Consider the following 19,347-nt stretch of genomic DNA (forward strand, 5'->3'; position numbering starts at 1 on the left):
TCCCGGCGGCTTCGTTCTCACGAGGCCGCACGTGCCGCGCGCTTCTCCTGCTGATACACCCGGATCGCCTCGTAGCGCTCTGCGGACCGAGCCCGACGCTTGGCCGCCTCCTCGTCGCGGTTCTTCGGGGGCGCCGTCGTGACGAGCTCGTCCAGGAGCACCCGGGTCGCCTGTGCGATCTCAGTGACAGCGCGATCGAACACGGCTCGATTGGCACGGGACGGTGCCGTCGTCCCGGCGATCTTGCGCACGAACTGCAGGGCTGCGTCGTGGCACTCGTCGTCGGTCGCGGCAGGCTCGAGGTTGTTGAGCGGGACGATGTTTCGGCACATACCCGCACGCTACGCCTGGGGCCGCGTCGGCGGAAGAGTCCGTGCGACCGCGCCGCGTCCGGAGGGGATGGTGCGGGCGTCGACGCTTCGCTACGCTCGGGGCGTCCGGAGCCGCCGGGCACAATCCTCGTACCCCCAGAGACAGGACAGCACATGACGAATCCCCCGCCATACCCTGAGCAGCCGACCCCCGGCTCCGGAGCCCCGGCCGCCCCGGGAGGCGGCTACCCGGCTGCTCCCGCTCCTGCCTACTCGCAGCCCACGCCGACTCCGCCGGGCCGGGTGCTGTCGATCGTCGGACTGGTCCTCGCATTCCTCATGGCGCCCGTCGGCCTGGTCATCAGCATCGTGGCCGCCGTGAAGCTCGGCAAGGCCGGTCAGCCCAAGGGGCTCGCCATCGCGGGCATCATCGTCGGCGCGATCATCACGATCCTGGAGATCGTCGCGATCATCCTCGTCGTCACCGTCTTCGCCGGACTCATCGGCATGTGCGCCGACCTCGGACCCGGCGTGTGGGAGGTCGGCGGCGTGACCTACACCTGCGGCTGACCGCGGGGACACCACGACGAGGAGGGACCGGATACCGCGGTATCCGGTCCCTCCTCGTCTGCAGAGGTTACTTCTTGTAGTTCGGTGCTTCGACCACGATCTGCACGTCGTGCGGGTGCGACTCCTTGAGCCCCGCCGAGGTGATGCGGACGAACTTGCCCCGCGTCTTGAGCTCTTCGATGGTGCGCGCGCCGACGTAGAACATCGACTGCCGGAGGCCTCCGACCAGCTGATAGGCCACGGCGGCGAGCGGCCCGCGATACGGGACCTGCCCTTCGATGCCCTCCGGGATCAGCTTGTCGTCGCTCGGGACGTCGGCCTGGAAGTAGCGGTCCTTGGAGTACGAGGTCTGCTTGCCGCGCGTCTGCATCGCACCCAGCGAGCCCATGCCGCGATACTGCTTGAACTGCTTGCCCGATTGGAAGACGATCTCGCCGGGCGACTCGTCGGTGCCGGCCAGGAGCGAACCGAGCATCACCGCATCGGCGCCGGCGACGAGGGCCTTCGCGATGTCGCCCGAGTACTGCAGACCACCATCGGCGATCACCGGGACACCGGCGGGACGAGCGGCGAGCGACGCCTCGTAGACGGCCGTGACCTGGGGCACGCCCACGCCCGCGACGACGCGCGTGGTGCAGATGGATCCGGGTCCGACGCCGACCTTCACCGCGTCGACGCCGGCGTCGACCAGAGCCTGCGCGCCTTCCCGGGTCGCCACGTTCCCCCCGATGACGTCGATGTGCTCGAACGATGTGTCGGCCTTCAGACGGCGGACGAGGTCGATCACGCCCTGGGACTGTCCGTTGGCGGTATCGACGACCAGCACGTCGACGCCCGCGTCACGCAGCGCCTCCGCGCGCTCCCACGCGTCTCCGAAGAAGCCGATGGCCGCACCGACGCGGAGTCGCCCCTGGTCGTCCTTGGTCGCGAGCGGGTACTTCTCGCTCTTGTCGAAGTCTTTGATGGTGATCAGTCCTGCGAGCTTGCCGTCGCCGTCGATCAGCGGCAGCTTCTCGACACGGTGCTTGGCGAACAGGGCGATGACCTCGCCGGCGGCGACGCCGACCGGAGCGGTCACGAGGTTCTCCCGCGTCATGACGTCTTTGACGAAGGTGCTCTGACGCTCGAAGCCGGACACGAAGCGCATGTCGCGGTTGGTGATGATGCCGACGAGCTTGCCCTCGTCGTCGACGACGGGGAGACCCGAGATGCGGTACTTCGCGCACAGGTTGTCGACCTCTTCGACCGTGGCGTCCTGCGTGGTCGTGATGGGGTCGGTGATCATGCCCGATTCGCTGCGCTTGACGCGGTCGACGTGCGCGGCCTGATCCGCGATGGAGAGGTTGCGGTGGAGGATGCCGATGCCGCCCTCACGCGCCATCGCGATCGCCATGCGCGACTCCGTCACGGTGTCCATCGCGCTCGACAGCAGCGGGGTGGCGACCGAGATGCGCCGCGTGATCCGCGACGAGGTGTCCGCCTCGCTGGGGATCACGTCGGTGTGCCCGGGCAGGAGCAGCACGTCATCGTACGTCAGTCCGACGAAGCCGAAGGGATCGTGCTGTTCCATGGAGTCTCCTTCTGCGCGTGTCGCGCATGTCCGAGTGCGAGGGGGTGGTCGACGTCGGCCGTTCGCGGGGCAGCGGCCCGTATGAAGATTCTAAGCGAGACACGCCCGAGAACATTCCCAGATCCCCGTCGTTACCGGACCGTTGGCCCCGACGGTAGGTGATTCGCCGATCGCGCATTACGCTCAAGTGCGTCGTCCATCCCCGCGGTCGAACCCGAGACCGCGGAGACACAGCACTCAAAGTGGAGGTTGCGTGGGACCCACAACAATCGCCGTGCATCGAAAGCGCCCCTGGCTGGTCGCCTTCCTCGGTATCCTCATGGCGCTCAGCGCCGTCTTGCTCCTGCCCCCTTCATCGGCCTCGGCCGAGACGACGGACGACGGACAGGAGATCACCGACTTCTACTTCGCCGGCGTCGTCACCAACGCGGACGAGCCCGTCGAAGGCGTCGTCATGTCCATCGAGGGCAACGGCTTCGAGGCCGAGACCGAGACCGACGCCGAGGGCAAGTGGCGCCTGTACGTGCCCGAGAAGGAGACGTACACCCTCACGGTCGACGAATCCACGCTTCCGGACGGAGTGATCGTCGACGCGACCCAGCTCCCCGAAGGCATCCAACCGGTGTCGGGGACGACGGCCTCGTTCGAGCTCGAATTCGGCCTCACCGGGACCAAGATCGTCAACTTCTTCCTCGGTGCCGGCGAACGGGTGACGGTCTCCTTCCTCGATCAGCTCCTCTCGCGCATGGTGGGCGGACTGAACTTCGGTCTCCTGCTCGGCCTCGCCTCGATGGGCGCCGCGCTGATCTACGGGACCACCCGCCTGTCGAACTTCGCCCACGGTGAGATGGTCACGTGGGGCGCGGTGGTCATGCTGCTCTTCACCACGTTCTGGAACCTTCCGCCCTGGCTCGGCATCCTCGCCGCGGTCGTGGGCGGTGCGGCACTCGGCTGGGCACTGGATGCGGGGATCTGGAAGCCTCTGCGCCGCCGAGGCCTGGGTGTCGTCCAACTGATGATCGTGAGCATCGGCCTCTCCCTCGCCCTGCGCTACGGCATGCAGTACATGATCGGCGGGAGCACCTACCAGCTGCCGGGCGCGAGTCCCGAGCCGATCAAGCTCGGACCCATCTCGCTCTCCTACATCGACATGATCGCGATGGCGACGAGCATCATCGTGATCCTCGGCGTGGCCTTCTTCCTCACCAGGACCCGCACCGGAAAGGCGACCCGAGCGATCTCGGACAACCCGCAGCTGGCCGCCGCCTCGGGCATCGACGTCGACAAGGTGATCCGCACGGTGTGGATCCTGGCCGGCACGCTCGCGGCGATCTCCGGCATCCTGTGGGCGTACTTCCGCCCCGGGGTCAAGTGGGACATGGGCATGCAGATGCTGCTGCTGATGTTCTGTGCGATCACGCTCGGCGGTCTCGGCTCCGCGATCGGCGCCCTGATCGGCTCGATCATCGTCGGCCTCGCGGTCGAGGTGTCGACCTTGTTCGGCGTACCGACAGACCTCAAGTACGCGACAGCACTGGTCGCACTGATCGTGATCCTGCTGGTGCGACCGCAGGGCATCCTCGGGCGCAAGGAAAGGTTGGGCTGACGCATGGACTTCGGCAGCATTTTCGGCAACACCGCCTCCTATCTCTTCAGCCCGACCACGATCGCCTACGCGCTCGCGGCAACGGGGCTCGCCGTGCACTTCGGATACACCGGACTGCTCAACTTCGGCATGGCGGCCTTCATGGCCATCGGCGCCTATGGCTACGCGATCTCGATCCTGACGTTCGGCTTCCCCTGGTGGGCGGCGCTTCTGGTCGGCCTGCTCGGCGGGGCGGTCTTCGCTCTCGTGCTCGGTATCCCCACCCTCCGTCTCCGCGCCGACTATCTGGCCATCGCGACCATCGCGACCGCCGAGGTGGTGCGCCTGTTGTTCGTGACCGAGCTGTTCAAGGACTGGACGAACTCGGCGGGCGGACTCTCGGGCTACCACCAGAGCTTCCGCGATGCGAACCCGTTCCCTCCCGGCACCTACGGCTTCGGACCGTGGACCTACAACGCGACGGACCTCTGGGTCCGGGTCGTCGGTCTGATCAGCCTCGCGGTGGCGGTGCTCGTGGTGTGGGCGCTCATGCGCAGCCCGTGGGGTCGTGTGCTCAAGGGCATCCGCGAGGATGAGGACGCGGTGCGCTCGCTCGGCAAGAACGTCTTCGCCTACAAGATGCAGGCCCTCGTGGTGGGTGGCGTCATCGGCGCCCTCGGAGGCGTCGTGTTCATCCTGCCGTCCGCGGTGATCCCGGGCAGCTACTCCACGTCGCTGACGTTCTTCCTGTGGACGATCCTCCTCCTCGGAGGTGCGGCGACCGTGCTCGGACCCACACTCGGCGCGGTGCTGTTCTGGGTGGTGTTCGCCTTCCTCGGCGCGCTCCTCCCCGCGATGGCGAACGCCGGCTACCTCCCGATGTCCAGCGCGCAAGCCGACGTCGTGCGGTACATCGTGATCGGTGTCGTGCTGATGCTGATCGTCATTTTCCGCCCCCAGGGCATCCTCGGAAACAAGAGGGAGATGACCTTTGTCAAGTAACGACGACGCGGCGGTCACGCCCGCGAAGACCACAGCCCGTGCCAAGACCGGCGGTCTCGCCGCCGGTCCCGCAGCCCCCGGGGTCAAGAAGGTCGACCCGATCCTCATCGCCGATGCCGTGGAGCGCCGCTTCGGCGGCCTCACCGCGGTCGACGTCGATCACCTGGAGATCCCTCGCGGGGCGATCACCGCCCTGATCGGTCCGAACGGTGCCGGGAAGACGACCCTGTTCAACCTGCTGTGCGGCTTCGACAAGCCGAACGCCGGCACCTGGTCGTTCGACGGCAAGAACCTCTCGGGCATCCCCTCCTTCAAGGTGGCGAGGATGGGACAGGTGCGCACGTTCCAGCTGACCAAGTCGCTGTCGCTGCTCACCGTGCTCGAGAACATGAAACTCGGCGCGAAGGACCAGCGCGGCGAAGGGTTCTGGGCGGGCTTGTTCCCCTTCCTCTGGCGCACGCAGGACCAGGAGATCGAGGCGCGCGCGCACGAACTCCTCACCCGCTTCAAGCTCGATGCCAAAGAGCAGGACTTCGCGGCATCGCTCTCGGGCGGTCAGCGCAAGCTCCTCGAGATGGCCCGCGCCCTCATGAGCGATCCGACCCTGGTCATGCTCGACGAGCCGATGGCCGGCGTCAATCCCGCCCTCACACAGTCCTTGCTCGAGCACATCCTCGACCTCAAGGAGCAGGGGATGACCGTGCTGTTCGTCGAGCACGACATGCACATGGTCCGGCACATCGCCGACTGGGTGGTCGTGATGGCCGAGGGGCGGGTCGTGGCCGAGGGGCCGCCCGACCAGGTCATGGAGGATCCCGCCGTCGTGGACGCCTACCTCGGGGCGCACCAGGATCTCGATCTCGGCGCCGTCACCGGTCGCCTCCCCGTGATCTCGGAGGAGGACGCACTCCGCATCCGGGAGAAGATCGAGACCGAGGTCGAGGCCGAAGAAGAGGCCGAGGACATCGAGGAGAAGAAGTCATGACCGACGCACCCGTCGAGCGCAACGAGATCAAGAACGACGACGTCATCGTCGAGCTGACCGATGTGCACGCCGGCTACCTGCCGGGAGTGAACATCCTCAACGGAGCCAACCTCGTGGCCCACAAGGGCGAGTTGATCGGCATCATCGGACCGAACGGCGCCGGCAAGTCCACCCTACTCAAGGCGATCTTCGGCATGGTCGAGATCCGCTCGGGCGACGTCACGGTGAAGGGCGAGAGCATCGTGGGCCTCAAGGCCGACAAGCTCGTCCGCCGCGGTGTGGCCTTCGTGCCGCAGACGAACAACGTGTTTCCCTCGCTCACGATCCAGGAGAACCTGGAGATGGGGCTCTACCAGAACCCGAAGATCTTCGCCGAGCGCCTCGAGTTCGTGAGCAGCATCTTCGCCGAGCTGGGCAAGCGACTCAAGCAGCGCGCCGGGTCGCTCTCGGGCGGTGAGCGGCAGATGGTCGCGATGTCCCGGGCGCTCATGATGGACCCCTCCGTGCTGCTGCTCGACGAGCCGTCGGCCGGCCTCTCCCCCGTGCGGCAGGACGATGCCTTCATCCGGGTCTCCGACATCAACAAGGCCGGCGTGACGACGATCATGGTGGAGCAGAACGCCCGGCGCTGCCTGCAGATCTGCGACCGCGGCTACGTGCTCGATCAGGGCAAGGATGCCTACGAGGGTTCCGGTCGCGAGCTGTTGAACGATCCGAAGGTCATCGGCCTCTACCTGGGGACGCTCGGGACCGACGCCGCCTGACGTTCCGGTCGCGAAAAGGCTCGGTATCCGCGTGGATACCGAGCCTTTTTGCGACCGGAGCAGGGTGACCGCACAGAAGAAGGCCCCGGATGGCATGCATCCGGGGCCTTCCTGTGCGCGATTACTTGATGCGCGAGGTGACGTTGTCGGCGTCGAACTCGTAGACGCCGATCGCGGCGCCCTTCGGGTCGTTGTTCTCGTCGAACGTGATCTCGCCCGAGAGGCCGTCGTAGTCCGCCGTGCCGCCGCCGTTGATGATGTCGGCGCACTCCGCGAACGTGGAGCACTTCTCGCCATCGCCGTCGCCACCGGAGACGGTGCGCATCTGCTCCGCCATGTCCGCACCCTCGACCGAGCCGGCGGCCAGAGCCGACAGCGCCATCAGGACGACGGCGTCGTACGCCTCGGCGGAGTACGTCACGGCGTCGATCGGGTCGTTGCCGTCAGCCGTCCAGACCTCGTTCAGCTGGTCGAGGAAGTCCTGCGGCAGCTCGGCGCCGGCGCGGGTGCCCTTCGAGCCCTCGAGGCTGACCGGGATGTCGGTTCCCCAGTCCTTGAGGTTGCCGTCGACGAGGTACAGCGAACCGGTGTCGACCCCGGCGTTGCCGAGGAGCGGCGCGATGGTCGCGAACTGGTCGTACGACACGACGGCCACGGCGTCGGGGTTCGCCGCAGCGATCTCCGAGACCTGCGCGTTGAACTGGCCGTCGCCCTGGTTGTAGGACGCATCCGCGACGACCTCGCCGCCGGTGCTCTCGAACGTCGCCTTGATGGCTTCGAAGAGACCGGTGCCGTACGGGTCGTTCTGGTAGATGATGCCGAGCGTCTTGTGACCGTCCTCGGCGATCTCGTTGCCGAGGACCTCGCCCTGGAGGTTGTCGCTCGGCGCCGTGCGGAAGTACAGCGGGTTGATGCCCGTGAAGTCCGGGGACGTGTTCGACGGCGAGACGGTGAGGATGCCCGCACCGGCGTTGCCGTCGAGGATGAGCTTGGTGACGCTCGACGATGCGGCACCGACCATGGCCGTGATGCCGGCGTTCTGCAGGTTGGTGATCGAGGTCTCATACGCCTTGTTGTCGAGGTCGCCCTCGTCGGCGGTGGTGAGGTCGATGGTCACGCCGGCGTCAGCCTCGTTGATCTGGTTGACGGCCAGCTGGACACCGGCCTCCATCGGAGCGCCGAGGAACGCGAGCGAACCGGTCGCGGGCAGGAGCGAGCCGAGCTTGAGTGTCAGATCGACGGCCGGCTTCTCACCACCCTCGCTCGGCTCGGCGTTCGGCGTGCTGCTGCAGCCGGCGACGACGATGGCGGATGCGCTGATCAAAGCGATCCCGGCGAAGACCTTCGCGGTGCGCGAGCCCTTCAGTGCGTTCATGATGCTCCCTTGCGTAACTGAACGTGGATTGTGACCACAGGCGGGTGCTCTAACACTAGGCCGTGATACCCGCGTGCAGGGATCGCAAGTATCTCGGTGCGTTAACGATCCGAGACCGGGTTCGGGCGGAGAAGAGACCCGGGTTCAGACGAGTTCGGTCGCAGCGATCCGACGGCCGCGGCGCCCGGCGAGCAGCAGATCGACGAGGAACACGGCGATGGCGATCCAGACGAGGATGAATCCCGCCCAGCGCTCCGGCGGCATCGGCTCCTTCAGGACGACGGCGCCGATGAGGAACTGCATCACCGGGGTGATGAACTGGATCATGCCGATCACCGTGAGGTTGATCCGCCGGGTTCCCGCGGCGAACAACAGCAGCGGTACCGCCGTCGCGACTCCCGCGAACGCCAGCAGCAGAGCGTGCACCCCTCCGTTCGCGCCCATCGTGATGCCCGCCGGGGTCATCGACACCACGATCAGCTGCGCGACGGCGATCGGGATCAGCCAGAACGACTCGAGGGTGAGCCCGCTGACGGCATCGACCGCCGGACCGATCTTCTTCTTGATGAGTCCGTAGATACCGAAGGATGCGGTCAGCGAGAGCGCGATCCACGGGAAGGCACGGTAGGCCACGATGATCACGACGACGGCGATCGCGGCGATGGCGATCGCCGCCCACTGCAGCCGACGGATGCGTTCCTTCAAGACGAAGACCCCGAGCAGCACCGTGGTGATCGGATTGATGAAGTAGCCCAGGCTCGTCTCGATCACGTTGTCGCTGAGGGTTCCGATGAGGAACACCTGCCAGTTGACGTAGATCAGGAGCCCGGCGAGCGCCGTCCAGCCGAGCAGCCGGGGCTGCCGGAGGATCGCTCGGAACGCGGCCCACCCGCGGGTGACGGTGAGCAGCAGGAGGCAGAACACGAACGACAGCAGCACCCGCCAGGCGACGACCTCCCACGGCCCGGTCGGTGCGAGCAGGAGGAAGTAGAGCGGAAGCACGCCCCAGAGCAGGTAGGCGGCTCCGGCGTACGCGACCCCCGCGATCCGGGTGGCGCGGGTCGTCTCAGGGGTCACCGCACAACACTAGCGCCGGGAATGCAGAAGGGGCCCGGATGCCGATGCATCCGGGCCCCTTCGAGGACCTCGACCCTGACCCGCGGAGGGGCCGGATCAGGTTCCGCAGATCAGCGGACGACGACCGCCAGGACGTCGCGAGCGGACAGGACGAGGAACTCGTCTGCGCCGAACTTCACCTCGGTGCCGCCGTACTTGCTGTAGAGCACGCGGTCGCCGACGGCGACGTCGATCGGAACACGGTTGCCGTTGTCATCGATACGGCCGGGGCCGACCGCCACGACCTCGCCCTCCTGGGGCTTCTCCTTGGCGGTGTCGGGGATGACCAGGCCACTCGCGGTGGTCTGCTCGGCCTCGACCTGCTTGATGACGATCCGGTCCTCGAGCGGCTTGATGGAAACCGACACGGTCTACCTCTTCTTTCTTGACGCTGACACGAAAGACTTGTTCGCACTCTCAACCCGAGAGTGCTAATGCCAGTGTAGGCGGTGTGCTGGCACTCACGCAATGCGAGTGCCAGCACACCCGCTCGAGACGGCTCCGCGCGTGGCGGGGAATTAGGCTGAGGGCGTGGAGATGTCCGAGCTGCGCGCCCTGCTGACCCCCGCCGGTCTCGAACTCCTCGACGCTGTCGGGACGGTCGGATCGAGTTCCGACGTCGCTCGCGCGGTCTCGAGGCTGCGCGCCGCCGGCCACTCCCCCGACCTGGTCTCCGCGGTCGTCGGACAGGCTCACCTGCGATCCAAGGCTGCCGCCAAGTTCGGACCGTTCGCCGGACGCATGCTGTTCACCCGCGCGGGCCTGGAGCAGGCCACCAGGCTCGGAGTCGCCGCTCGCCACGCGCAGCGGATCCGCGGCGCGGGATTCACCGCTGTCGCCGACCTCGGCTGCGGGATCGGCGGTGACGCTCTGGCTTTCACCGGGGCCGGGCTCGACGTGCTGGCAGTCGACGCCGATGAGGTCACCGCCGCGATCGCCGCCTACAACCTCGCGCCGTTCGGTGACAGCGCGAGGGTGCGCCACGACACCGCCGAAGACGCCTTCGAGACGATGCCCGCCGCGGACGACCGGGCGATCTGGATGGATCCCGCCCGACGCACCTCCGGTCACGGTGAGACGCGGCGCGTGTCGGCCGACGACTACTCCCCCTCCCTCGACTGGGCGTTCGACGTCGCACGCCGCGTGTCCACGGGCATCAAGCTCGGCCCCGCGCACGACCGAGATGCGCTGCCCGCCGACGCGGAGTCGCAGTGGGTGAGCGCCGACGGCAGTGTCGTCGAGCTCGTGGTGTGGAGCGGCGCCCTCGCCCGTGAAGGGGTCCGCCGCGCGGCCCTGGTGATCCGCGACGACCGGTCCCACGAGCTCACCGCACCCGCAGATGCCGCCGATGAGCCGGTGCGTGAGCTCGGCGCCTTCCTGCACGAGCCCGACGGTGCCGTCATCCGTGCGCGTCTGATCGGCGATGTGGCCAGGAGTCTCGACGCCGGGATGCTCGACGAGCACATCGCCTACCTGACATCCGATTCGGCGCTGACGAGCCCCTTCGTGCAGTCCTTCCGCGTGCGCGAGACGATGCCGGCGAACCCCAAGGCGATCAGTACCGCGCTGAAGGCGCACGACATCGGGCGACTCGAGATCAAGAAGCGCGGGGTCGACGTCGACCCGGCGGCCTTCCGCAAGAAGCTCACGCTGCGGGGAGACCAGGAGGCGACGCTGATCCTCGCCCGCATCGGCGATCGACGCGTGGCGATCCTCGCCGACCGGGTCTCCGCCGCGAGCTGATCCGTTTTCAGCTGCCGGTTCCCGCCCCCGGCGGTGCGATCTCGATCGGGTCTCCGGGTGGCGCATCGACGAAGAACGACTCGCCCGGCGGGACGGTGGCGACGGGCACGCCCTCGGCGACCACCAGATACGCGTTCTGCTGCCCTGTGAACCTCAGCTCGAGCGCCGTGATCGTCGCCCTGCCGTCGCGCGTGTCGTCGTCGACGACCTGCGTGGCGAGCCCTCCTTCCACCGCCGTCTCGAACGGTACGCACGCCATGGGTCCGCCCGCGTCGACGATCAGACACCTGTCCGTCGTGCCCTGCGCCGAGAGGCGGTCGGCGAGCCAGACGGGCTCCCCCCGGAACATGGTGATCAATGAGAGCCCGAAGCCGAAGCCGTCCGCCGCGAGCTCCTCGGCGCGATCGCGCACCTCTTCCGGGAACTCCGCCGCCAGCGACGACGGTCCGCCCCAGCGCTGGATCCCCACCATCGGCTCACCGTCGACCGACAGGCGCAACGTGGCGATGACCGTCTCCACGCCGAAGGCCCCGTCGCCGGAAGACTCCTCGCCGATCGTCCCGTCCGCTTCCACGGGGAGAACCGCGGTCAACCCGTTGTCGACCTCGTCGACCGGGAGGCAGTCCGTCTGCTCCCGACCGCTCGCATCGAGGACCATGCAGCTCAGGGCGCCGTCCTCCCTGGTCGCGTACCAGACAAGGGCGTCGTCCGACTCGGCGACCGCACGGACGGAGCCGGGATCGAACGTCGAGGCCGAGAGTTCGGCACGTCGCTGCTGCTGCTCTCCGGTCAGGGGAATACTCGCGTCCCGCGGCGAGAACAGTGCCCAGCCGGCTCCGATGCCGACCGCGAGCACGACGGCGACCCCCGCGATCGCAGCCACGACGTGCTGCCGCAGCGCGCCCCGGCGAGGCACGGGTTCGTCGCTGACTGGAGGCGCGACCGGCACGGAAGGTTCGACCGACGCGTCCGCAGGCGCTTGTTCCGCAGGGGGACCCTCGTCGTCCGCCGAGGGATCCGCACCGGCCTCGTCGACAGCCGACGGCGGGGGCTCGATCGGAGAGCGGCGCTGCTCCTCCAGCTCGCGCAGGCGCTCGGCCTCCCCCTCCGTCAGCCGTGTCCCGCGGCCGTAGGCCCGCTGCTGCAGCGCCCGAAGCTCCTCGGCGTCAGTCCTCGGCTGCACCGGTGGCGTCCGCTTCGTGGGTGATGACGAGGTATCCGGGGCCCGTGCTCGAGGCCAGTTCGAAGTGCGTGACGGCACCGGAATCGGCGTCGACGACGTTGAGGACCAGACTCGCCCCCTGCTCCTGCATCGTCTCGGGATCGAGGCACGTCTGCGGGGAATCGTCGGTGGATCCGTCATAGATCAGGCAGGAGCTCTGCGTGTCGCTCTGCACGGCCGTCCAGAGCGGGACGTCACCGTCGTAGCCGACCACCCAGAGGGAACCGGCGTCGAAGCCCTCGCGCGTCAGTCGCGCCGCGGTCTGTGACTCCTCGTCGTTCGCATACGTGATCCCGCTCTGCGTCGGATCGTAGTCGTACGAGTTCACCGCGACGGCAGGCTCACCCGACGCGGTGAAGAGCATCTGCGCGCTGATCTGCCGCTGCAGGTCTTCTTCGGAGCGCACCGTGATCGAACCGTAGATGCCCTGCGCGGACACGGACTCCGTCTCGTCGCAGTTGGGCAGGGTCACATCGCCCGTGCTCAGGATCAGACACGTGCGCTCGCGACCGTCCTTCGTCGCGGTCCAGATGACCGCTCCCTCCTCCACCCCGAGCGCACGGACCGAGCCGGGATCGTAGTCCCCACCCGCGACGAGGTCGTCCTCCCACTGCTGCTGCTCAGGGGACAGCGCGACGGGTGCGTCGTGGGACCGACCGAAGGCGAGCCACCCCACACCCAACCCGACCAGGAGTACGGCCACGGTGGCGAGGGCGACCGGTCGCCAGTGCGATCGCGTCACGGCGAGCAACGACCGTAGCGACGATCCCGGTGAGGCGTGTGCCTCCGCGATCGGCTCGGACATCTCGCCTCCCGACCGATCCGCCGGCGAGGGCTCATCGCGGCGCTCACCCGGCGACGGCCCGACGGAGTCCGTCCCATCGACGTGCGCCGCGCCTTGGAGCTGCGTCGGCTCCTCGCTCTTCGGCGCAGCGGCCGAGGTCCGCCGGCGGTCCTCGAGTTCGCGGAGCCGCACCGCCTCAGCGGCCGTCAGTGCGGAGTCGCGGCCATAGGCCCGTGCGTGCAGGGAGCGCAGCTCCTCCGATTCCTCGGCGTCGAGCATCCGGTCACCCGAGCTTCTCGAACTGCATGCCCGCCCAGACCAGCCACCCCAGACTGTAGACGGTCGCACAGAGACCCAGCACGAGCGCCCACCGCGCGATCGCCCGGCTCTCGACCGGGCGACGCAACGACATGGCCGCGGCGATGACCGCGACGATCGCGACGGGGATCCCCCAGCCGACGAAGAACGAGGCTCCGAGCGCGACGATCGCCGCCAGCAGTGCCCACGGAGCGAGTCGAGTGTCGTCGATGGGCGAGGCATCGGTCGACGGCTCCCACTCCACGTCGTCTCGCGCGTCGATGTCGGGACCGCTCGCGACCACGGGTTCGATGCCAACGGGACCGGTGGGGAACTTGGCATACCCCTCCCGGCGGGCTCCAGGAAGCCGCGCGGCCGCAGCCGGATGCTGCTCGACCTGCTCGCTCGTGCTCTCGATGCGCGTCGGCGGGGTGGGTGAGGCCTTCGCCTCGGCCGCGCCCGAGGTGTCGCTCATGCGGGCGTCCCCTCCGCGATCTGGATCTCGGTCACCGGAAGGGTCGACTCCGCGCCGAACGTCAATCGCGACGGCGGACGCCCCGAGGAGATCAGCTCCGACGCCAGGGCCGCGATCATGGCGCCGTTGTCGGTGCACAGCGAGAGAGGGGGAATGCGGACGGTGACGCCGGCCTCGGCGGCACGTCGGAGGGCGACCTCGCGCAGGCGCCGGTTCGCGATCACCCCACCGCCGAGGAGCAGTCTCGGCACGCCGAGATCCGCGCAAGCGGCGAGCGCCTTGGTCACGAGCACATCGACGACGGCCTCACGGAAGCTCGCGGCGACGTCTGCCACCGGGACCTCGACCCCCTCGGCTTCGCACCGCTCGACCCAGCGGGCCACGGCCGTCTTCAGTCCGGAGAACGAGAAGTCATAGCGATGCTTCGCCAGATCGGAGGCCCGGGAGAGGCCACGGGGGAAGCGGATCGCCTCCGGATCGCCGTCGGCCGCCGCACGGTCGATCTCGGGACCACCCGGGTAGGGCAGCGAGAGGAGCCGGGCGACCTTGTCGAAGGCTTCGCCTGCGGCGTCGTCCATGGTCTCGCCGAGCAGTTCGACGTCGGTCGTGAGATCGCGGACGTGCAGCAGCGAGGTGTGCCCACCGGATACCAGCAGGGCGATCGTCGGATACTCGAGCGGTGCGGAGCCGCCGGTCAGGATGTCGGCGGCGATGTGGCCGACGAGGTGATTGACGGCATAGAGCGGTTTGTCGATCGAGACAGCGAGGCCCTTCGCCGCGCCCACACCCACCATCAGCGCGCCCGCGAGCCCAGGACCGCTCGTGACGGCCACCGCGTCGAGCTCATCCAGGCCCACACCCGCTTCGGCGAGCGCCGCATCGATGGCGGGTTGGAGCGCCTCGAGATGCGCCCGGGCCGCGACCTCGGGCACGACGCCGCCGTAGCGGGCGTGCTCGTCCATGCTCGACGCGATCGTGTTCGACAGCAGGGTGCGCCCGCGGACGATTCCGATGCCGGTCTCGTCGCAGCTCGTCTCGATGCCGAGGACCAGAGGCTCGTTCATGCCGTCGCCTCCTCGGACTGGTCTCGCGCGACCGGGTGGCGGCGCAGGTCCAAGCGCATCACGATCGCGTCCACATCATCCGGCTGATAGTAGCGGGGACGACGGCCGATCTCGGTGAAGCCTTCGGCGAGGTAGAGACCCTCGGCCGCCGGGTTGTCGGCCCTGACCTCGAGGAACACCTCGCCGGCACCGCGCTCCGCGGCGGCGGCGAGCAGCGCGCGCAGGAGCGCCCGGCCACGGCCCTGGCCGCGGTACCCGCTGAGGAGCGCGATGGTCTGGATATCGGCGTCGGCGCTCCCGCGCAGGGCCCGTACCCCGCCGTAGCCGATCACACTCCCCTCGTGCTCATCGACCAGGTACCGGCCGTGCAGGCTGGCGAGCTCGGACGCCATGGTCTCCCGGCTCCAGGCATCGGTCGGGAAGGAGCGGTTCTCGATCATCATGATCGCGTCGAGGTCGTCGGCCACGGCGTCGCGGAGCGTCACGTCCCCACCTTCTTCGGGGCACCGGGCAGCGTCACATCCGGGTTCCGCAGATAGAGGGGCTCATCGTCCGTCAACACACGACCGGCGGCGAGGGCGCGCGCGCCGACCCGGGCGAGGTCCCGCGCGGAGAGCGTCCCGACGTCGATGCGTCGGATGCCGTCGAGGTGTGCGTCGGCGTCCGCCGCGCGCACCAGGACCGTCTCGGCGACGACGTGCGGAATCCCGTCGGCGTCGATCCCGTCGAAGACCGTGATCGCGACCTCGCGTCGGCGCGCGTCGGTGACGACGGCGAACGGCCCCGTCTCGGTCTCGGTCGCGGTGAGCGCGGCCGCGAAATGGCTGGGCACCGCGATCACGGGGATATCGCGTCCGAGCGCGAAGGCTCGTGCCGCGGCGATGCCGATCCGCAGTCCGGTGAACGGTCCGGGTCCCATGCCGGCGACGACGTGGGTCACCGCTCCAGCTCCGGCCTGTCTGAGCACCTCGACCAGCAGGTCGCCGATGATCTCGGCATGGCCGAGCGGGTCGGCTGCACTCGCCTCGGCGCGGAGGTCCCCGTCGGCATCGATGAGGGCCACAGCGGTACCCAGGGAGGTGTCGACGGCGAGGATCACCCTTCCAGATTAGCCGTGGTTCCGCTGGGAGAACGGCCTGGACCGGCCGGGAACGACGGCTCAGCCCAAGGGTGCGCGCAACGGATAGTCCTGGTCCTCGAGGATCACCTGCGACGCGGCCCCCGTCGTGCGGTTCACGATCACCGGCGCGAGCAGGTTCACGCTCACGCCCTCCGCCGACGGGTGGGCGACCACGAGGATCAGTGCGTCTTCGGCATCGCGGAGAGCGAGTGCGTCGGCCTGCTCGTCGGTGAGGATCGGCGCGTACTCGCTCAGCACCGTCCGTGGATCGACGAGGTAGAGCCGCAGCTCCGCGTCCTGCACGGCCCGCATCGCGAACAGTCCGTCGGCGCCGTCGACCGGGGCCAGGGCGAAGTCGACATGCGGCGCGAGTCCGGGAGGCGGGGCGAGGAAAGTCAGCGCCGCGGTCATCGGAGAAAGTCCATCAGCGACGGCTGGAGCACCCGCGCGTTCACCGCGAGCGCGGAGCGATACACGAGTTCCTGCGCCTGGAGGCGCACGAGCACTTCGATCGAATCGACGTCCTCGACCGCCGTGCGGCGGGACTCGAGGGACACGGAATTCTGCACTGCCGCCTCCTTGGCGCGTTCGATCTGAGATTGACGGGTGCCCACCGACCCCTGGACCCCGAGCATGGCCGTGCGACGCGCGTCGATCTCCGCGAGTCGCGGTCCGACGTTGGTGCCGGAGCGGAGATCGGCGACGATCCGGTCCACCAACGCGAACACCGAGTCGTCCCCGGTTCCGAAGACGGCGGCGCCATCGGTGTCGACGCGCACGGAGGCACCGTCGGAGACCCGTCGGGTCACCTCCGCGCCCGGTACGCCACTGTGGCTGTAGTCGGCGGCGAAGGCTGCCGTGTCCGACGTTCCCGCGAACACGGAGCGTCCGAGCAGCCGGGTGTTCGCCTGGGCGAAGAGCTCCTCGCGGAGGCCTTCGAGTTCCACGGCCAGTGCTTCCTTGGCCACGGCGTCGAGCGCGCCGTCGTTCGCACCCTGCGCGGTGAGGTCGCGGACCCGCCCGAGCAGTGAGGTGCTCGCGGTGATCGCCCCGTCGGCCGCCGTGACCCAGGCGAGTCCGTCGTCGATGTTGCGCGCGTACTGGTCGTTGCGTCGCTGCTCGGCGTGAAGCGCGAGCGCGGCTGCCGCGGCGGCCGGGTCATCGGACGGCGCGGCGAAGGCACGCTGCGAGGTGGCCTGCTCCTGCAGACGCGCGAGCTCGGAGAGGTTGGACTGCAGCTGCCGCATGGCCGTCTGCGTCATGGCCGAGGAGGTGACTCGAGAGATCATGATGCTCCTTCGATCAGCGTCCGACGAGACCCGTGCGGTTGATGAGCACGTCGAGCGCTTCGTCCACCGCGGTCATCACCCGGGCCGCGGCCTGATAGGCGGTCTGGTAGGTGAGCAGACTGATGGTCTCCTCGTCGCCGTCGACGGCGGCGACGGACTGCTGCGCGCCGACCGCCGCGACCGCGGCCGCGTCGGACACCTTCGCGCGCTGCACATCGGCCGCCGTCGCCACACCGAACCGGGTGACATGGTCGGACCAGAGCGCGTCGGGCGAGGTCGCGCTCCGCCCGATCTGGGAGATCAGGTCGGCGTTGCTCGCGTCCCAGGCACCGGCACCCGGCGCGGCGAGCGCCAGATCCGACGGTGCTGTGATGGCGACGCTCAGCCCGAGTGCGGCGGAACCGGTCGGAGGGATCGTGAAGAAGTCGCCGCCGGGCTGTCCCGACGATGTGACCCCCGCGCGGTGCTGGGTGTTCAGCGTTTCCGCCAGCCGCGTCGCCACCGCGTCGTAGGTGGAAGCGAGCTGCGCGAGCATCCCTCCATCCGCGGCCGGGGCGAGGACGGCGAGCGAACCGCCGAGCTCACCGCCGTCGATCGATGCCGGCAGACCGGGAGCGGACGCCCAGGAGACCGTGAAGCGCTGGCCGGCGTCGATGGTGGCCGGTCCGTCCAGGACGAGATGGCGCGCGTCGGAGCCTGCGACGAGGGCGTTGCCGCCGATGCGCACGGTCATCGTGCCGTCGGTCTCGAGAGTGGCGGCGGCACCCGACATGCGGGCGACGTTCTGCGCGAGCACACTGCGCTGGTCCATGAGCTCGTTCGCCGAGCGCCCCGAGGCCAGCGCGTCACGGATCTCGCCGTTGAGCACGGCGATCTGGTCCGCCGCCGCGTTCACCTGGGTGATCGTACGGTCGGCCGCGGCGCGGGCATCGTTCCACTGTCCGGCGACCGTCCGGTATCCACCCGCGATCTGCGAGGCGAGTTCCTTCGCAGATTCCAGGACGCTGGAGGCCGCGGCCCCCGAGTCGGGGGTGTTCGCGAGGTCCTGCCAGCCCGACCAGAACTTCGACAGTCGGGCCGCGAGCCCGTTCTCGGTCGGTTCGGCGAGGGAGGCCTCGATCGTGGTGGCGGCGACGGCGCGCGTGGACCAGAAGCCGGAGGCGGCGAGGGAGTCGCGGACGCGGGCATCGAGCAGGGCATCACCGAGACGGGCCACGCCGTCGATCGAGACGCCGTGCCCCGGCTGAGCGCCGACACTGAACCGCCCGGTCTGAGCGATGGCGGCGATGGCCGAGGTCTGGACACGTTGACGCGTGTACCCCTCGGTCTTCTGGTTCGCGATGTTCTGCCCGACCACGTCCATGCCACGACGGGCTGCTGCGAGGCCGCTGGCCGCGGTGTTCAATCCACTGAAGGTCGACATGATCCCCTTCCGGTCACATCTCGGTGTCGATGATGCGCGCAGCGTCGTCGCGAGCGCGGTCACCCGTCGTCGTGTACTCCCCGGTGTCGTGCCCCAATGCGGCGATCGTCTCCTGGGTCGCGCGGAGCACTCCGCTGAGCTGTTCCGCGTTGGCGTCGCGCATCTGCTCCACCTCTGCGGCGAGCTTGGTCAGCGCCCGCATGTGGTCCGCGAAGACCTCCTGCCACGCACCTTCCGGCGCGTGTTCGATCAGTTCGCGAATCGTCGCGCCCTCGGGAGCCCCCCACTCCTCGGCAACGGTCGCGACCTCGACGGCGCGCGCGAGTCCGGCGCCGCGAAGCCTGTCGAGTACCTGATCGATCTCGCGCGCGGCAAACTGTATCCATTGGGACCGCCCGGCGGCGAGCAGCAGCTGCTGCTCATCGAGCTTGAAGAGCAGCATCTCGAGCAGTTCACGCTCGCGCCACAGCTGTATCGATAGTTCGTTGGCTCCCATGTGATCCCCTTTTCCCCAGTGATCGCCACGCCTCATAACGCGGCCAAAGGTCACTATCGGCTACCGCGCCCCTAAGGTTACTATGTGGAACGGCGATGGGTAGTTCTCCCCATGTACATATCTCGCTCCTTGTGATATGTACATCTGCTCATCTCC

General features: G+C 68.6%; 21 protein-coding genes. 6 read left to right on the top strand and 15 right to left on the bottom strand.

Annotated features, from left to right (window positions below):
* Nucleotides 1–17: 17 nt before the first annotated feature.
* The gene (locus tag LVJ59_RS06375; RefSeq protein WP_232762406.1) at nt 18–332 is read right to left on the bottom strand and encodes a DUF2277 domain-containing protein; all 315 of its coding nucleotides are present in this window, start codon (nt 330–332) and stop codon (nt 18–20) included.
* A gap of 153 nt (nt 333–485) precedes the next feature.
* Here LVJ59_RS06375 and LVJ59_RS06380 point away from each other — a divergent pair, with 153 nt between their 5' ends.
* Nucleotides 486–881 (top strand): hypothetical protein, encoded by a 396-nt coding sequence (locus LVJ59_RS06380; protein ID WP_232762407.1) that lies wholly within the window; start codon nt 486–488, stop codon nt 879–881.
* A gap of 67 nt (nt 882–948) precedes the next feature.
* Here LVJ59_RS06380 and guaB read toward each other — a convergent pair whose 3' ends face one another.
* Complete coding sequence (guaB, locus tag LVJ59_RS06385) at nt 949–2,451, bottom strand: IMP dehydrogenase (RefSeq protein ID WP_131492556.1); 1,503 nt, start codon at nt 2,449–2,451, stop codon at nt 949–951.
* Between the two features lie 319 nt (nt 2,452–2,770).
* Between guaB and LVJ59_RS06390 the strand changes: the two genes are divergently transcribed.
* Genes LVJ59_RS06390 through LVJ59_RS06405 form a run of 4 tightly spaced genes read left to right on the top strand, consistent with a single transcriptional unit; the run spans nt 2,771 to nt 6,787 of the window.
* Complete coding sequence (locus LVJ59_RS06390) at nt 2,771–4,057, top strand: branched-chain amino acid ABC transporter permease (RefSeq protein ID WP_081997086.1); 1,287 nt, start codon at nt 2,771–2,773, stop codon at nt 4,055–4,057.
* Nucleotides 4,058–4,060: 3 nt separating this feature from the next.
* On the top strand, nt 4,061–5,038 hold the full coding sequence (locus tag LVJ59_RS06395) for a branched-chain amino acid ABC transporter permease (RefSeq protein ID WP_131492557.1): 978 nt from the start codon (nt 4,061–4,063) through the stop codon (nt 5,036–5,038).
* A complete protein-coding gene (locus LVJ59_RS06400) occupies nt 5,028–6,023 on the top strand; it encodes an ABC transporter ATP-binding protein (RefSeq protein ID WP_232762408.1) in 996 nt (331 codons plus the stop codon). Before LVJ59_RS06395 ends, LVJ59_RS06400 begins: the two co-directional genes overlap by 11 nt.
* Nucleotides 6,020–6,787 (top strand): ABC transporter ATP-binding protein, encoded by a 768-nt coding sequence (locus LVJ59_RS06405; RefSeq protein WP_047524167.1) that lies wholly within the window; start codon nt 6,020–6,022, stop codon nt 6,785–6,787. The genes LVJ59_RS06400 and LVJ59_RS06405 overlap by 4 nt, the downstream gene beginning before the upstream one ends.
* Nucleotides 6,788–6,908: 121 nt before the next feature.
* On the opposite strand, the gene LVJ59_RS06410 is transcribed toward LVJ59_RS06405, so the two are convergent.
* The 3 genes from LVJ59_RS06410 to groES form a co-directional block, all read right to left on the bottom strand.
* Nucleotides 6,909–8,162: an ABC transporter substrate-binding protein gene (locus LVJ59_RS06410; protein WP_047524166.1), complete on the bottom strand. Its 1,254-nt coding sequence runs from the start codon at nt 8,160–8,162 to the stop codon at nt 6,909–6,911.
* 144 nt (nt 8,163–8,306) lie between these two features.
* Nucleotides 8,307–9,239 carry an EamA family transporter RarD gene (rarD, locus tag LVJ59_RS06415; RefSeq protein WP_232762409.1) on the bottom strand — a complete coding sequence of 311 codons (933 nt, stop codon included), beginning with the start codon at nt 9,237–9,239 and terminating at the stop codon, nt 8,307–8,309.
* A 110-nt stretch (nt 9,240–9,349) separates the two neighbouring features.
* Nucleotides 9,350–9,646: a co-chaperone GroES gene (gene groES / locus LVJ59_RS06420; RefSeq protein ID WP_047524164.1), complete on the bottom strand. Its 297-nt coding sequence runs from the start codon at nt 9,644–9,646 to the stop codon at nt 9,350–9,352.
* A 169-nt stretch (nt 9,647–9,815) separates the two neighbouring features.
* On the opposite strand from groES, the gene LVJ59_RS06425 reads away from it, so the two are divergent.
* Nucleotides 9,816–11,021, top strand: coding sequence for a class I SAM-dependent methyltransferase (locus tag LVJ59_RS06425; protein ID WP_269816761.1), 1,206 nt, complete (start codon nt 9,816–9,818; stop codon nt 11,019–11,021).
* 7 nt (nt 11,022–11,028) lie between these two features.
* Here LVJ59_RS06425 and LVJ59_RS06430 read toward each other — a convergent pair whose 3' ends face one another.
* From LVJ59_RS06430 to LVJ59_RS06475, 10 genes are read right to left on the bottom strand one after another with little or no spacing between them, the layout of a single operon-like run.
* Complete coding sequence (locus tag LVJ59_RS06430) at nt 11,029–12,204, bottom strand: hypothetical protein (RefSeq protein ID WP_232762411.1); 1,176 nt, start codon at nt 12,202–12,204, stop codon at nt 11,029–11,031.
* Nucleotides 12,188–13,306, bottom strand: a complete 1,119-nt coding sequence (locus tag LVJ59_RS06435) for a hypothetical protein (RefSeq protein WP_232762412.1) — start codon at nt 13,304–13,306, stop codon at nt 12,188–12,190. Before LVJ59_RS06435 ends, LVJ59_RS06430 begins: the two co-directional genes overlap by 17 nt.
* Nucleotides 13,307–13,310: 4 nt before the next feature.
* Nucleotides 13,311–13,799, bottom strand: a complete 489-nt coding sequence (locus tag LVJ59_RS06440) for a hypothetical protein (RefSeq protein WP_232762413.1) — start codon at nt 13,797–13,799, stop codon at nt 13,311–13,313.
* The gene (gene tsaD, locus LVJ59_RS06445) at nt 13,796–14,863 is read right to left on the bottom strand and encodes a tRNA (adenosine(37)-N6)-threonylcarbamoyltransferase complex transferase subunit TsaD (RefSeq protein WP_232762414.1); all 1,068 of its coding nucleotides are present in this window, start codon (nt 14,861–14,863) and stop codon (nt 13,796–13,798) included. The genes LVJ59_RS06440 and tsaD overlap by 4 nt, the downstream gene beginning before the upstream one ends.
* Entirely contained in the window at nt 14,860–15,348 is a 489-nt protein-coding gene (rimI, locus tag LVJ59_RS06450; protein WP_232762415.1) for a ribosomal protein S18-alanine N-acetyltransferase, read from the bottom strand. The genes tsaD and rimI overlap by 4 nt, the downstream gene beginning before the upstream one ends.
* Nucleotides 15,345–15,962: a tRNA (adenosine(37)-N6)-threonylcarbamoyltransferase complex dimerization subunit type 1 TsaB gene (gene tsaB, locus LVJ59_RS06455; RefSeq protein ID WP_232762416.1), complete on the bottom strand. Its 618-nt coding sequence runs from the start codon at nt 15,960–15,962 to the stop codon at nt 15,345–15,347. The genes rimI and tsaB overlap by 4 nt, the downstream gene beginning before the upstream one ends.
* Nucleotides 15,963–16,022: 60 nt before the next feature.
* Nucleotides 16,023–16,394 carry a flagellar assembly protein FliW gene (locus LVJ59_RS06460; protein ID WP_047524156.1) on the bottom strand — a complete coding sequence of 124 codons (372 nt, stop codon included), beginning with the start codon at nt 16,392–16,394 and terminating at the stop codon, nt 16,023–16,025.
* Nucleotides 16,391–17,272, bottom strand: coding sequence for a flagellar hook-associated protein FlgL (gene flgL / locus LVJ59_RS06465; RefSeq protein WP_047524155.1), 882 nt, complete (start codon nt 17,270–17,272; stop codon nt 16,391–16,393). The genes LVJ59_RS06460 and flgL overlap by 4 nt, the downstream gene beginning before the upstream one ends.
* Nucleotides 17,273–17,285: 13 nt before the next feature.
* Nucleotides 17,286–18,695, bottom strand: a complete 1,410-nt coding sequence (gene flgK / locus LVJ59_RS06470) for a flagellar hook-associated protein FlgK (RefSeq protein WP_232762417.1) — start codon at nt 18,693–18,695, stop codon at nt 17,286–17,288.
* 13 nt (nt 18,696–18,708) lie between these two features.
* Nucleotides 18,709–19,191 (bottom strand): flagellar protein FlgN, encoded by a 483-nt coding sequence (locus LVJ59_RS06475; RefSeq protein WP_232762418.1) that lies wholly within the window; start codon nt 19,189–19,191, stop codon nt 18,709–18,711.
* Between the last annotated feature and the right edge of the window lie 156 nt (nt 19,192–19,347).

Source organism: Microbacterium sp. KKR3/1 (assembly GCF_021272365.1).
GTDB classification, from domain to species: domain Bacteria; phylum Actinomycetota; class Actinomycetes; order Actinomycetales; family Microbacteriaceae; genus Microbacterium; species Microbacterium aurugineum.